A 13092-nucleotide genomic window follows, 5' to 3' on the forward strand; every position below is an offset into this window, starting at 1 on the left:
CTCTTCGTGATCGTTCAGGCTGCAGCGCGTGCAGGAACGGCGGCGCCCAGGCCTGCATTGCGCAGGAAGGCATCGAACATCAGCAGCACCCACAGCGGCTGGGCATGGTCCATGGTGCCGCGCTCATGCTGGTCCAGCAGGCGGGCGATGACGCTGGGGTTGAACCAGCCAGTCTGGGCCAGGGCGCCCTGCTGCAGGGCCTGGCGGGTCTGCTCGCGCAGCGGGCCGCGCAGCCAGCGCGCCAGCGGCACGGCAAAGCCCATCTTGGGCCGGTAGAGCACGTCGTTGGGCAGCATGGGCTCCAACGCCTTCTTGAACAGGTATTTGCCTTCCTGGCCGCGCAGCTTCAGGTCGGAGGGCAGCGAGGCCACCCACTCGACCAGCTGATGGTCCATCAGCGGCTCGCGCACCTCCAGGCTGTGGGCCATACTGGCACGGTCGACCTTGGTGTTGATGTCGCCCGGCAGATAGGTGTGGATGTCCAGGTACTGGATCAGCGCCAGCGGGTCGTCGGTGTTGGCGCGCTGGGCGTGGTGGTGGAAGACCTCGCTGGCATGCCAACCCTGCAGGTCGCGCTTGAAGCCGTCGCTGAACAGCTCCTGGCGCAGCGGGTCGCGCACCAGGCCCATGGTGTTGAAGTAGGCGTCGACCGAGTTGCGGGCGATGGCCTGGAAGGTGGTCTTGGCGCGGAAGACGCGCGGCGCCCAGTCGGCCTTGGGATAGATCTTGGCCAGCGGGCCGAACACGCCCTTGCGCAGGGCCAGCGGGAAGGCGCTGCGCATGCGCTCTTCCATCATGTGCATCTTGTAGCGCCGGTAGCCGCCCAGGCTCTCGTCGCCGCCGTCGCCGGACAGGGCCACGGTGACATGCTTGCGGGCCAGCTCGCAGACGCGATACGTCGGGATGGCCGACGAGTCGGCATAGGGCTCGTCGTAGAGATGGGCCAGCAGATCGACCAGGCCGAAGTCGTCGCTGTTGACGACCTCGACGCGGTGGTTGGTGCGGTAGCGGTCGGCCACCTGCTGGGCGAACTCCGTCTCGTTGAACTTGGGATCGTCGAAGCCGATGGAGCAGGTGTTGACGGGCTGGTCGTCCAGCTGTGCCATGGCCGCCACGACGGCGCTGGAATCGACGCCACCGGACAGGAAGGCGCCCAGCGGCACCTCGGCCTTCAGGCGCAGCTTGACCGATTCCTTCAAGCGGCGGCGCAGCTCCTCGGCGGCCTCTTCCTCGCCGATCTTGGCGTCCAGCGTGAACTTGACGTCCCAGTAGCGCTGCGGCGTGCCGATGGGCTGGCCGCGCTTGACGAGCAGGCGGTGGCCGGGCGCGAGCTTCTGGGCGTGGCGGTAGATGGTCCAGGGGTCGGGCACATAGCCGAGGGCGAAATAGGCCTCGACGGCGCGCGGGTCGATGTCCTGGCGCAGGCCGCCGTGGGCCATCAGGCTCTTCAGCTCGGAACCGAACAGCAGCCAGCCGTCCTCGGTCATGGCGTAGTGCAGCGGCTTCACGCCCAGGCGGTCGCGGGCCATGAAGAGGCAGTCGCGGCGGCGGTCGTGGATCATGAAGGCGAACATGCCGCGCAGGTGGTGCACGCAGTCCTCGCCCCAGTGCTCCCAGGCGCGCACGATGGCTTCGGAGTCGCTCTTGGTGCGGAACACATAGCCGTGGCCGCGCAGCTCGTCCATCAGCTCGAGGTAGTTGTAGACCTCGCCGTTGAACACGAGGGCCACCGACTTGTCGTCGTTGAAGATGGGCTGCTGGCCGGTCGCGATGTCGATGACCGACAGGCGCCGGTGGCCGAAGCCCACGCCGGGCTCGATGTGCAGATCACCCTCGTCCGGCCCGCGGTGGTGCTGGGACTCGTTCATCCGGTGCAGGCGCTCGCGCTCGGGAAGGCGCTGGCCGCGGGTATCGAAGAGACCGGTGATGCCGCACATGGGTTGGAACCTGGTTCAGCCAATCATTGGAGAGAACCACGCCTGCCAAAGCGGCAAGGCGCGGAGAAAGGCGGATTCTTACCGAGCTTGGTGTCCGCGCCGGCCCTTTGCTGTCCCTGGTGTGATGTCAGGCACGGGTTATCCCCCTGTCCGGGGGATGGGTCCGGCATACAGACGTCCATAGGCCGCCATCATGCCGTCCAGGCTGAACTGCTCGCGCACCCTTTGCAGCGACGCCGCGGCCAGGCGCTCGCGCAAGGCCGGGTCGCTGACCAGGCGCGCGAGCGCCGCCGCCAGCGCCGCGCTGTCCTGGGCCGGCACGAGCAGGCCGTTGGCCTCGTCCTCCACCAGTTCCGGGTTGCCACCCACCTCGGTCGCCACCGGCGCGCAGGCGCAGGCCATGGCCTCCAGCAGCGTGTTGCTGATGCCTTCGGCCTGGGAAGGCAGGGCAAAGATGTCGAAATGCGGCAGCAGGGCCGCCACGTCGCTGCGGTCGCCGGGCAGCCAGGCCTGGTCGGCTGCGCCGGCCTCACGCAGGCGCTGCTGGGCGGCCTCCAGCAGCGGGCCGCCGCCCAGCATGGCCAGGCGCAGCCGCGGCCAGTCGGCCGGGCAGAGCTCGCGCAGGCGCAGGAAGGCGTCAACGAGGTTGAGCGGGTCCTTGACCGCCTGCATGCGGCCCACGGCGCCGATGACTAGATGCTCGCCGCGGCGGTAGGGCCAGGCCTCGGGCGCCAGCGTGGCGGGCGCGAAGCGCTGCGTGTCCACGCCATTGCAGATGCGCAGCACGCGCTCGCGCGCGAAGCCGACCGGCCCGGTCAGATAGGTCTCGATGGCCTTGGACAGGGCCACGAAGCGGTGCGTGCCCACGCCGTAGACGCGGCGCAGGCGCTGGTTGGTGCGGCTGACGCCGCCCAGGTCGTTGGTGTCCCAGCCGTGCTCGCTGTGCACGCGCAGCGGCACGCGGGCGGCCCAGGCCGGCCACTGGAACTCCATGGCGCCGAGGTTGCGCGTGTGCACGACGGCCGGGCGCAGCTCGCGCAGCAGGCGGTAGACGCGCGGATAGAGCCAGAAACCCTGGCCCGGCGGCTTGTTCAGCGCGATGAACTGGGTGCCGGGCGCCTTGACGCGCTCCTTGAAGGCGGTGATCTCGGTCACCGCCACCACCGCGTGGCGGAAGGCCGGCAGGTGGTTGATGACGTTGACGACGCCGTTCTCCAGCCCGCCGGTGTCGAAGCGGTGCAGCAGGTGAACGACCAGCGGTCGCGGGTCGCTCACGAGATCAGAGGCGCCAGAGGCGGAAGCCCGCGTCCTGCAGCGCCTTGCTGTCGAAGGCGGCCTTCACGTCGATGAAGGCGCCGCCCTTGGTCAGCTTCTTGCCGATGTCCTCGACGGAGAGGCTGGCGTACTCGCGGTGCGAGACGGCGGCGACGATGGCGTCGGCGCGCGGCAGCTCGTCAAAGGGCATCAGGCGCACGCCGTACTCGTGCATGGCCTCTTCGGCCTCGGCCTGGGCGTCGGTCACGAAGATCTCGACGCCATAGGTCTTGAGCTCGTTGATGATGTCGATGACCTTGGAGTTGCGCAGGTCGCCGCAGTTCTCCTTGAAGGTCAGGCCCAGCACGTTGACCCGGGCGCCCTTGATGTAGCTGCCGCTGGCGATCATCTGCTTGATGGTCTGCTCGGCGATGAACTTGCCCATGCCGTCGTTGATGCGGCGGCCCGCCAGGATGACCTGCGGGTGGTAGCCCAGCATGTCGGCCTTGTGGGTCAGGTAATAGGGATCGACGCCGATGCAGTGGCCGCCGACCAGTCCCGGCTTGAACTTCAGGAAGTTCCACTTGGTGCCGGCGGCTTCCAGCACCTCGGTGGTATCGATGCCGAGCTTGTCGAAGATGATGGACAGCTCGTTCATCAGCGCGATGTTGAGGTCGCGCTGGGTGTTCTCGATGACCTTGGCGGCCTCGGCGGCCTTGATGCTGGAGGCGCGGTGCACGCCGGGGATGATGATCTTCTCGTAGACCTTGGCGACCGTGTCCAGCGTCTCGGGCGTGTCGCCGGAGACGATCTTCAGGATCTTGGTCAGCGTGTGTTCCTTGTCGCCCGGGTTGATGCGCTCGGGGCTGTAGCCGACGAAGAAGTCCTGCTTCCACTTCATGCCGGACTCACGCTCCAGCACGGGGATACAGACCTCTTCCGTGGCGCCGGGGTAGACGGTGCTCTCGTAGACGACGATGGCGCCCTTCTTCATGTGGCGGCCGACGCTCGTGCTCGAGCCGATCAGCGGACGGAAGTCGGGGATGTGGGCCTCGTCCACCGGCGTGGGCACGGCGACGATGATGACGTCGGCCTCGGCCAGCATCTTGGGATCGTCGGTGTAGACGGCGTGCTTGGCGGCCTGGACTTCCTCGTCCGTCAGCTCGCGGCTCGGGTCGGTGCCGCGCTGGCAGGCCTCGACCTTGTTCTTGGCGATGTCGAAGCCGATGGTGCGCATCTGCTTGCCGAACTCCACCACCAGGGGCAGGCCCACGTAGCCGAGGCCGATGACTGCGAGCGTATTCATGGATAGGTTCTCGTAGCTGTGATTTTTTTGAAAGCGCGTGATTGTCACTGCTGGCGGGCAGCGTCGCGATCGCGGACCCCACGCAAAGCGGTGTCCAGGGCGGCCCAGTTCTGCTTGACGAATTCACGCAGGCGGGCGTCGTCAGCGCCGACGCTGGCCTTGTCGGCATAGACCAGGATGACGGCGGCGTCATCGCCCTGCCCCAGCAGCTTTTGCGCCGCGCCATAGAGCTTGGCCTGCCAGTCGCTGACGAAGGGGCGGCCATTGATCCAGTAGGTCTGCCAGACGCGCAGGCGCGGCGCCTGGTTGCCGCCGCCGCTGACCTGGTCCAGGGCCTGGCCACGCAGCTCGCCGGTGCGCCAGGATTGCCCGTCGACCGCGTCCAGCCCCCTGGACGTGCGCGACCATTCCTTCTCTTCCTCGATGTTGACCATGTCGTTGACCGAGGTGATGAGCTGGCGGCCGTAGCGCTGATCGCGGTAGTAGCCGATGAAGACGCCCACGGCCGGGCCGCCGGCGGTCGGCTCGAAACGGCCATGCAGCGTGCCCGCCGCGTTCTTGAAGTGGGGTTCCCAGCTGCTGAGCGGCTCGGCCACCCAGTTCATGCCGGGCAGGCTGGGTGCCGCCAGGCTGGGCTGACCATGGGCGCCGGCATGCTCGACCTGGGCCCGCAGGCCGGTGGGCAGGGCAACGACCAGCATGGCGGCGACCAGCACAGCCACGAACCGGTTGCGCGAGGCGGTCGTGCTGGCCTCGCCGGGCGCGGCCAGCACCGGCTCGGGGTCGGGGTCGGACCAGCGCGCGCCAATCATGAACATCGCCAGCATGATGATGCCGAAGAAGACCCAGCCGTAGATGATGTGGTCCACGCCGACGGCCAGCTTGTTGCCCGACAGATGGCCCAGCATGACGATCATGTAGGCGCGCAGCCAGTTGGCCACCAGCGGCGTCAGGATGGCCACGCCGACGAAGACCCAGCGTTTCTTGTAGCTGCGGTAGTTCAGGTACGCGAACAGCGTGCCCACCATGACCGAGGCCATCAGGTAGCGGATGCCGCTGCAGGCCTGCACGACCGACCAGGAACCCGTGGGAATGACGAACTGGGTGCCCTCGCGGAAGACCGGGATGCCAGTGGCGCGCAGCGCGATGACGGTGAAGTCGGCCGTGCGGTCCACCAGCCAGGGCGTCAGGAAATCGCCAAAGGGCACGGCGAAGAACAAAAAGCCCAGCGGGAAGGTGATGCGGCCGGCGGCCTCGTTGCCCAGCAGCGCCGGCACCAGGACCACGCCCATGCCCAGCAGCGCGAACTGCGTGGCCGCGTTGGCGGCAGCCAGGTCGCCCAGCAGCCACAGCAGGCCCAGCGGCAGCAGGGCCAGCAGCCACAGCGGCGCCGGCTTTGGCGTGATCGACGCCAGCTCGGCACGCCGGCGCCAGACCAGCCAGGCCGAGATGGGCGGCACCACCCAGGCATGGGCGAAGGTCTCGGAGCGGTTCCAGATCTCGACCATGGCCGCGCCGGTGGCGAAATACAGGACGGCGAGCAGGCCCCAGGCCAGGGCCAGGCCGAGCAGGGGCATGTTCCAGGATTTCGGCCAGGGTTTGGGAAGACGGATCACGCAGCCTCCAGGTGGCGGTCCAGGCCGGCCAGATGAGCATCCCAGCTGTAGGCGCCCAGCACGAAGTCGCGCGCCGTACGGCCGGCGGCGTCCGCGGCCTCACGGTCGGCCAGCAGCGCGCTGAGGCGCTCGACATAGTGGGATTCGGTTTCGGCGGGCTGCAGGCCGGCCTGCGCGTCGGCCGTGATGGCGCGCACGCAGGTGCCGGCCGCGACGACCGGGCGGGCCATGGCCATGGCCTCCAGCACCTTGTTCTGGATGCCGCGCGCCAGGCGCAGCGGCGCGACGACGGCGGCGGCGTGCTGCAGATAGGGGCGCACGTCGGGCACGGTGCCGGTCACGTTGACGGCTGCGCCGCTGAGGGCCTGCACGGCCGGCGCCGGGGCGCGGCCGACGATGTGAAAGCGCAGCGCCGGGAAGCGTTCGCGCAGCGCAGGGAGGATGTCGCTGGCGAACCAGGTCACCGCGTCGACATTGGGCCAGTAGTCCATGGCGCCAGTGAACACCAGCGGCAGCTCATCCGCCGCGAACGGGCTGGCACGGCCGGCGTCCGGCGTGAAGAAGTCGGCATCGACGCCGTTGCCCAGAGCCGCCAGGCGCAGCTCGCGGCCCGGGCTCAGCTCGCGGAACAGCGCGACCTCGTTGTCGGTGACGAAGAAGCTGCAGGCCGCCGCATCGGCCACACGCTGCTCGAAGCCGAGCAACTTGGCGAACTCGCGGCGGTACAGCCAGGACATGGGCCAGGCATGCTCGGGCGCGTAGTCGCGCCATTTGGCGGAATCGACGTCGACGAAGTCCACCAGCGTCTTCACGCCCTTCAGGCCCTGCGTGTACTGGGCCATCACGCCGCTGAAGACGACGACGGCGTCGAAACCCACGCGGGCCGCCGTCTCGTCCACCCAGGCCTGCAGGCCGGCGTCGCGGTAGTAGGGCAGGCTCAGGGCCTCGCCGCTGAGCAGGCCGCGCAGGCTGAGCAGCTTGGCCGAACGCGGGCTCAGGCGCGCGACATGCAGACTCCTGCACAGGGCCTGCACGCGCGTCAGGTGCTGCTCGTCGTCGGGGTCGTCGAGGAAGGTGCCCAGATGGACCTCGTGCCGCGCCGCCAGATGCTTGAGCAGATGGTAGGAGCGCACCTTGTCGCCCTTGTTGGGCGGGTAAGGCAGGCGGTGGACGAGGTAGAGGATCTTCAAGCGATGCCTCAGCCCAGGTTCTTGACGATAAAGGGCCCCAGCCAGTTGGCCACGCCGATGGGCAGCTTGCGCCAGGCCTTGATCATCAGCTGGTACTTGGGGTTGTTCGGGTTGTTCTGGGGGATCGCGTCGCGCTTGAAGAGCCGGTATTCGTAGCTCAGCGGCTGCGGCTCGAAGCCCCAGTTCTTCTTGAAGGCGTACGGACCCGTGCCCTGTTTGCTGCGGCCATAGTCGAAGACCTTGAGGCCGCGGGCGCAGGCCCGGCGCATCAGCTCCCAGTACTTGAAATCGTTGGCGGCGAGGTCGCGGGCGGCCTCGTCGTCACCGGCGTAGTAGGGCAGGCACTCGTCGCGGAAGTAGAAGGTCAGCACCGTGGACAGCGGCTTGCCGTCGGGGCCGGTGACGGTCAGCACTTCGGCGTCGGCGCCGAACTCGTCCAGCAGGGCCTGGAAATACTTCTTGGGCATGGCCGGCGTGCCGTGGCGGTGCACGTTGTCGGCGTAGAGGTCGAAGAAGCGGTCCACGTTGGCGTCGATCTCGGCCTTGAGCTCGTTCTTGATGCCCTTGCGCACCATGGCCCGCTGCTTGCGCGGGATGGCCAGCATATTGGCTTCCTCGTCCGGCAGGATCTCCTTGCGGAAGGTCACGTAGAGATCCTGGCGCGGCCAGTCGGCGTGGCGGGTGGGGCCGAGGTTGCGGTATTCGAGGTGCTCGGCGCCCTGCCCTCGGGCGATCTTCTCGGCCTCCGCCTCCAGGGCCGCGGCGGCCTCGTCATTCAGCGCGGCAACACCGCCGTAGACGCCAAACGGCAGGCTGGACACCGAGTGGCCGAACAGCCGGCTCTTGACCTCGGCCAGCGGCAGCACGCCCTCGATGACGCCGTCACGCTCGGCATACAGGAAGAAGCCCCGGTGGCCGAACACCGACTCGATGATGCGCAGCCAGCCGCTGCGGTGGAAGAAGGTCGACTGCGGGTGAGCGAAGACGAACTCGTCCCAGCGCGCGGACAAGGCTTTGTCTTGCGCGGCCAGGCGCGCAATGCGAAGGGGGGAGCTCATTCAGGCCGGGCTCAGCGAGGGCGCCGGAGCGCGCGGGCTGGCCTCGCGGCCGAGGAAGATCTCGTCCATCCGGCCCCAGCGGAAGTCACCGAGCAGGCGTGCGATGCGATCGTGGGTGCGCGGGATGTTGACGTAGTGGCGGAAGCGCGTCTTGGCATCGATGCCGGCCACGCGAGGCTGGTCGGCATCAATCTCCCAGGGATGGAAGTAGAAGACCGCCGGCTCGCCGTCGATCTCGTTGACGCGGCGGATCATCCAGCGCGACAGCGCGTAGGGCAGCAGGCGGAAGTAGCCGCCGCCGCTGCTGGGCAGGTTGCGCGAACCCATGCGCACCGTGGTGACCGGGATCTCGAGCAGGCCCTCGCGCACCGGGTAGGCGAAGCGTGGCGAATCGGGCATGCCGTAGTGATCGTGGGCAATGGGGTAGACGCTGCTCGAGTAGCGGTAGCCGGCCTCGCGCAGGGTGTCGAAGGCCCACAGGTTGCCCTTGCCGATGGAGAAACTCGGCGCGCGGTAGCCGACGACGGGCACGCCGCCGAGGTCTTCCAGCATCTTCTTGGCGCGCGTGATGTCGTCCAGGAAGGCCGTCGGGCTCAGGTCGCTGGCACGCTCGTGGCCGTAGCCGTGGCTGGCGAGTTCATGGCCGCCGGCCACGATGGCCTTGACGACCTGTGGATAGCGCTCGGCGATCCAGCCCAGCGTGAAGAAGGTGGCCTTGACGTTCTTCTCGGCCAGCAGGGCCAGGATGCGCTCGATATTGCGCTCGACGCGGCATTCCAGGCCGTTCCAGTCCTCGCGGCGGATATAGGGCGCGAAGGCGGAGACCTGGAAATAGTCCTCCACGTCGATGCTCATCGCGTTGCGCAGGGCCGGGGTCTTGGTGGGCATCAGCATGATCAGGACTCCCTCAATGCTGCTTCACGGCATCGACCAGCTTCTGCAGCAGCGCCAGCGTCTGCAGGTTGATGCGCTCCAAGCGCATCATGCTCCGCTCCAGCCGCTGCAGGCGGTCGGTGTGGTGGTCCGCGTTCAGGGCGGCGATCTCGGTGGACAGGCCATCGACCTCGGCCGGGCTCAGCTTGAGCTTGGTCACGTCCAGGGCGCCGGGGGCGCTGTCCAGGGCACCCGGGCGGCTGTCGGGCAGCCTGGCGGGAACGCTGTCCAGGGGGCTGACGTCGCTGTGGCGCGGCGTCTCGCTTTCCTGGGCGATGTCACGCAGCACTTCCTTCACGTCGGCCAGCGTCAGGTGCGTGCGGCCCTGCATGAAGCCCAGCAGCAGCAGGCGGTCGCACAGGCGGTTGATGCGGCGCGGGATGCCGTTGCTGGCCTTGTGGATGGCCGGGAAGGCGTCGTGGTCGAAGGTGGGCTTGCCGGTGGAGCCCGCGCACTTCAGGCGGTGCTCCATGTAGCGCTGGGTCTCGTCCTCGTCCAGCGGGCCGATGTGGCAGGTCGCCGCGACGCGCTGGCGGAACTGCTCCATCTCGGGCTTTTGCAGGATGCCGCGGAACTCGGGCTGGCCGACCAGGAAGGTCTGCAGCAGCGACTGGTTGGCGAACTGGAAGTTGGACAGCATGCGCAGCTCCTCGACCGCGCGGGCGGTCAGGTTCTGCGCCTCGTCGACGATCAGCAGGCAGCGCTTGCCCTGGGTGACCTGGTTGACGAAGAAGGCCTCCAGCGTCATCAGGAGCTCGGACTTGGGTGCGTCCTTGACGCGCACGCCAAAGGCCGCGCCCACCATGCGCAGCGTGTCCTCGGCATCGAGCTGGGTCGTCACGACGTTGCCGATGACGACATTGCTGCGGTTCAGGCTGTCCAGCAGGCCGCGCAGCAGCGTCGTCTTGCCGGCACCGATCTCGCCGGTGATGACGATGAAGCCGTCATTGCGCAGCACGCCATAGTCCAGGTAGGCCTTGGCCCGGCGATGCTGCTTGCTGCCGTAGTAGAAGTTCGGATCCGGGCTGAGCTGGAAGGGCTTGCTGCTCAGGCCGTAGAAGGCTTCATACATGTCGGTGATCCATGGCGCCATGCAGTGCATGCAGCGCTCGAATTTGCGGGCCGAGCGCCGGGCCGCTCCCTAGCCGGCCCGCGCTGGCGATGTGCTTGCCGGTCGAGCCGGCAAGCATCGCCGTCCCCTCGGGGGACCGACCGGACTTGCCAGCGTTCAGCTGGGCAAGGCTGGGCGAGGGGTTCATATTCATCTTTTAGAACTGCTGGGTCAGGTTGGCGTAGGCCGCATTCTCGGAATACGGCGTGACACCTTCAAAGCGGCTGTGGCGGGCGCCGAGCTGGGCGCTCAGGCGCGTGCCCAGGCGGGTGTTCCAGTTGGCCGCCAGGGTGGTCAGTTGCGCGCGCCGGTTGTTCGCGTCGCCGACCGTCTCCTGGCGCGAGACCGTCAAGGAAATGCCGGAGACCGGGGAGAGCTGATAGCTGCCCGACAGCGAATAGGAGCGCTGTTCGATGCGCGCGTTGTTGGCCAGGTCGCCCTGGTTCAGGTTCTCGCCCAGGCGGGTGGTGATGGAGCGGCTGACGGTGGCCGTCACATTGCTGCGCACCCCTTGGAGGGCGAAGCTGAACATCTGGTTGCGCAGCTGGCTCGGCCCGGCGGACAGGAAGCCCAGCGCGGCCTGCGCATCCGGCGACATTCCCTGCGAAAGCAGATAGGCGCGCACCAGGGTGTCGCGCTTGATCGGATCGGGCTCCAGCGACGCGAACAGCAGGAAATAGAGGTCGTAGTTGGTGCGCACGCCACCGATCGCGCCGGTATTGCCCAGCGTGACGTTGCGGGTGTCCGACAGGCGCCAGACCGAGTTGCGCATGCGGTGCTCAAAAGTCAGGCCGTGGCCGTCGCCGTAAGCATGCTTTTGCCAGTTGCCATTGATGCGGGTGCGCGATGTGGGCGTCCATTCACCCGTCACGCCCCCGGTGAAGCCGCTCTGGTCACCGCCGCTGTGGCTCAGGTAGTCGTTGCGCTCCTGGCCCGCGTTGACGCTGAAAAGCAGGTCGGGGTTGGGCCGATAGTTCAGGCCGGCGGTGGCCGAACTGTTGCGGTTGGACAGCGTGCCCTTGGGCCGGGTCTGCTGGGTGAGGGCCTGCAGATACCAGCTCAGCAGGCCGGGATTGAGCTGGGCGATGCGCAGCGAGCCACCACTGCCATGGCTGTCGCCCAGGGCACTGCCCTTCACCTCGGTCATGGAGAAGTTGCCGCGCAGGTCGACGCTGGCCAGGCCACCGAGCTGGCCGTGCAGCAGCGGCGAGACGGTCAGCGTGCCGGTCTCACGGCGATTGGGGTTGTCCAGGGCGGAGACGGATCCCTGCGAGCCCAGCGTGGGCGCCTGCTGCAGGCCGAAGGCCGACGCATTCTGCTGGCCGATGCTGGCCTGGGCATCGACAGAAAAGGTGCGCGGCACGATCTCGGCCTGGGCGCTGGCGCTCAGCGAGTTCTGGATCTGGGACCCGTAAGTGGTCTTCAGGTAGGTGATGCCGTTGAGCGTGTAGTCCAGGCTGCCGCGCAGCGTGCCAGTGTTGCGCACGATGCTGACGCCGGGCGACACGGTGGTGATCAGCGCGGCATCCTTCTCGTTGTCGTTCAGGCGCAGGTTGTCGGTCCAGGCCTGCGAGAAACCGATGCGGGGGCGGATGGCGGAGCCGGACGACGTGCCGCCTCCTTCGCCCTGTTGGGCTTGGGCCGCTAACGCACAGAGGGCGAGGGCCAGGGGCAGATGGCGCGGCTCAGGTCTGAGCCGAGTCATTGCTGCCATATCCGTAGCCGTAGCCGTATCCGTAGCCGTAGCCATACCCGTAGCCATACCCACCGGCGGCGTTCGGGCTGGCCTGGTTGAGCAGCATCATCTTCACGGGGCAGTTCTCGATCGCGGCCAGGGCCTGCTGGACCGCGCTCTGCGCCGTCTTCTCGGCATGCACGACGATGATGATCTGACCCATGTGGGAGGCCAGCACCCGGGACTCGGTCGTCAGCAGCAGCGGCGGCGAGTCGAAGATGATGATGCGGTCCGGATAGCGCTTGGCCATGTCGTCCAGCAGCTGGCTCATAGCATCGCTGGCGAGCAGTTCCGTGGCGCGGGGATGCGGCGTGCCGCTGGGCAGGATGGTCAGCTTCTCGACGTTGGTGCGCAGCAGCACCTCCGACATGTCGACGCGCTCTTCCAGCACGTCCAGCAGGCCCGGGCCCTGGGTCAGGCCCAGCATGCGCAGCACCGAGGGCCGCGCCACGTCGGCGTCGACCAGCATGACGGTGTTGTCCAGCTCGGCCGCAATGCTCAACGCCAGGTTGATGGAGGTGAAGCTCTTGCCCTCGCCCGCGAGGGCGCTGGTCACCATCATCAGATTGGCATGGTTGATGGTCGCGGCGCCCTTGCCCATCGCGTTCTTGATCAGCGGACGCTTGATGACGCGGTACTGGTCGCCGGTCTGGGAACGCGGCGTGTGCGGCATCAGGAAGCCCTGGGCCGCCAGGGCCACGACGTCGAGCTCCACGCGCTTGGACGAAGGATGGTGACCATCGTCCTGGATGGAGATGCCGACATGGGGGCGAGATGAGGCGGGAGCCGTCGCCGCTGCCGCGGGGGCAGCCACGACGGGCGCGGCCGGTTCAACCACCGCGGGCGGCTGGCTGGGCGCGGGCTGGGCGGCCTGCTCATCGCCGGGCAGCACGACGCCGGCCTGGCGCAGTTGCTCGAGCCGCTGGGCGGCTTGTTCAATCAGGCTTGTCAT

Annotated in this window: 10 protein-coding genes; all 10 read right to left on the reverse strand. The window is 67.9% G+C overall.

Translation table 11 applies throughout. The features are described from left to right. Positions 1-14 precede the first annotated feature (14 nt). Positions 15-1937 (reverse strand): XrtA/PEP-CTERM system amidotransferase, encoded by a 1923-nt coding sequence (locus J2X20_RS19060; protein WP_310267910.1) that lies wholly within the window; start codon positions 1935-1937, stop codon positions 15-17. 138 nt (positions 1938-2075) lie between these two features. Continuing rightward, complete coding sequence (locus J2X20_RS19065) at positions 2076-3212, reverse strand: TIGR03088 family PEP-CTERM/XrtA system glycosyltransferase (RefSeq protein ID WP_310267913.1); 1137 nt, start codon at positions 3210-3212, stop codon at positions 2076-2078. A 4-nt stretch (positions 3213-3216) separates the two neighbouring features. Further along, entirely contained in the window at positions 3217-4497 is a 1281-nt protein-coding gene (locus J2X20_RS19070; protein ID WP_310267916.1) for a nucleotide sugar dehydrogenase, read from the reverse strand. 44 nt (positions 4498-4541) lie between these two features. After that, on the reverse strand, positions 4542-6113 hold the full coding sequence (xrtA, locus tag J2X20_RS19075; RefSeq protein ID WP_310267921.1) for an exosortase A: 1572 nt from the start codon (positions 6111-6113) through the stop codon (positions 4542-4544). Continuing rightward, complete coding sequence (locus J2X20_RS19080; protein ID WP_310267923.1) at positions 6110-7303, reverse strand: TIGR03087 family PEP-CTERM/XrtA system glycosyltransferase; 1194 nt, start codon at positions 7301-7303, stop codon at positions 6110-6112. The genes xrtA and J2X20_RS19080 overlap by 4 nt, the downstream gene beginning before the upstream one ends. Before the next feature lie 8 nt (positions 7304-7311). Then, the gene (locus J2X20_RS19085; RefSeq protein ID WP_310267926.1) at positions 7312-8361 is read right to left on the reverse strand and encodes a FemAB family XrtA/PEP-CTERM system-associated protein; all 1050 of its coding nucleotides are present in this window, start codon (positions 8359-8361) and stop codon (positions 7312-7314) included. After that, positions 8362-9255, reverse strand: a complete 894-nt coding sequence (locus J2X20_RS19090) for an XrtA system polysaccharide deacetylase (RefSeq protein ID WP_310267928.1) — start codon at positions 9253-9255, stop codon at positions 8362-8364. A 13-nt stretch (positions 9256-9268) separates the two neighbouring features. Beyond that, complete coding sequence (locus J2X20_RS19095) at positions 9269-10366, reverse strand: XrtA/PEP-CTERM system-associated ATPase (protein WP_409034188.1); 1098 nt, start codon at positions 10364-10366, stop codon at positions 9269-9271. Between the two features lie 196 nt (positions 10367-10562). Continuing rightward, on the reverse strand, positions 10563-12110 hold the full coding sequence (locus J2X20_RS19100; RefSeq protein WP_310267934.1) for a TIGR03016 family PEP-CTERM system-associated outer membrane protein: 1548 nt from the start codon (positions 12108-12110) through the stop codon (positions 10563-10565). Next, positions 12091-13092 carry an XrtA-associated tyrosine autokinase gene (locus tag J2X20_RS19105; protein ID WP_310267937.1) on the reverse strand — a complete coding sequence of 334 codons (1002 nt, stop codon included), beginning with the start codon at positions 13090-13092 and terminating at the stop codon, positions 12091-12093. The genes J2X20_RS19100 and J2X20_RS19105 overlap by 20 nt, the downstream gene beginning before the upstream one ends.

Source organism: Roseateles saccharophilus, assembly GCF_031458095.1.
Lineage (GTDB): Bacteria > Pseudomonadota > Gammaproteobacteria > Burkholderiales > Burkholderiaceae_C > Pelomonas > Pelomonas saccharophila_A.

What these genes read in the sequence shown, in the direction of transcription:
- J2X20_RS19060 (WP_310267910.1), bottom strand. Translation starts at nt 1,937, where the DNA reads ATGTGCGGCATCACCGGTCTCTTCGATACCCGCGGCCAGCGCCTTCCC.
- J2X20_RS19070 (WP_310267916.1), bottom strand. Translation starts at nt 4,497, where the DNA reads ATGAATACGCTCGCAGTCATCGGCCTCGGCTACGTGGGCCTGCCCCTG.
- J2X20_RS19085 (WP_310267926.1), bottom strand. Translation starts at nt 8,361, where the DNA reads ATGAGCTCCCCCCTTCGCATTGCGCGCCTGGCCGCGCAAGACAAAGCC.
- J2X20_RS19090 (WP_310267928.1), bottom strand. Translation starts at nt 9,255, where the DNA reads ATGCTGATGCCCACCAAGACCCCGGCCCTGCGCAACGCGATGAGCATC.
- J2X20_RS19095 (WP_409034188.1), bottom strand. Translation starts at nt 10,366, where the DNA reads ATGTATGAAGCCTTCTACGGCCTGAGCAGCAAGCCCTTCCAGCTCAGC.
- J2X20_RS19100 (WP_310267934.1), bottom strand. Translation starts at nt 12,110, where the DNA reads ATGACTCGGCTCAGACCTGAGCCGCGCCATCTGCCCCTGGCCCTCGCC.
- J2X20_RS19105 (WP_310267937.1), bottom strand. Translation starts at nt 13,092, where the DNA reads ATGACAAGCCTGATTGAACAAGCCGCCCAGCGGCTCGAGCAACTGCGC.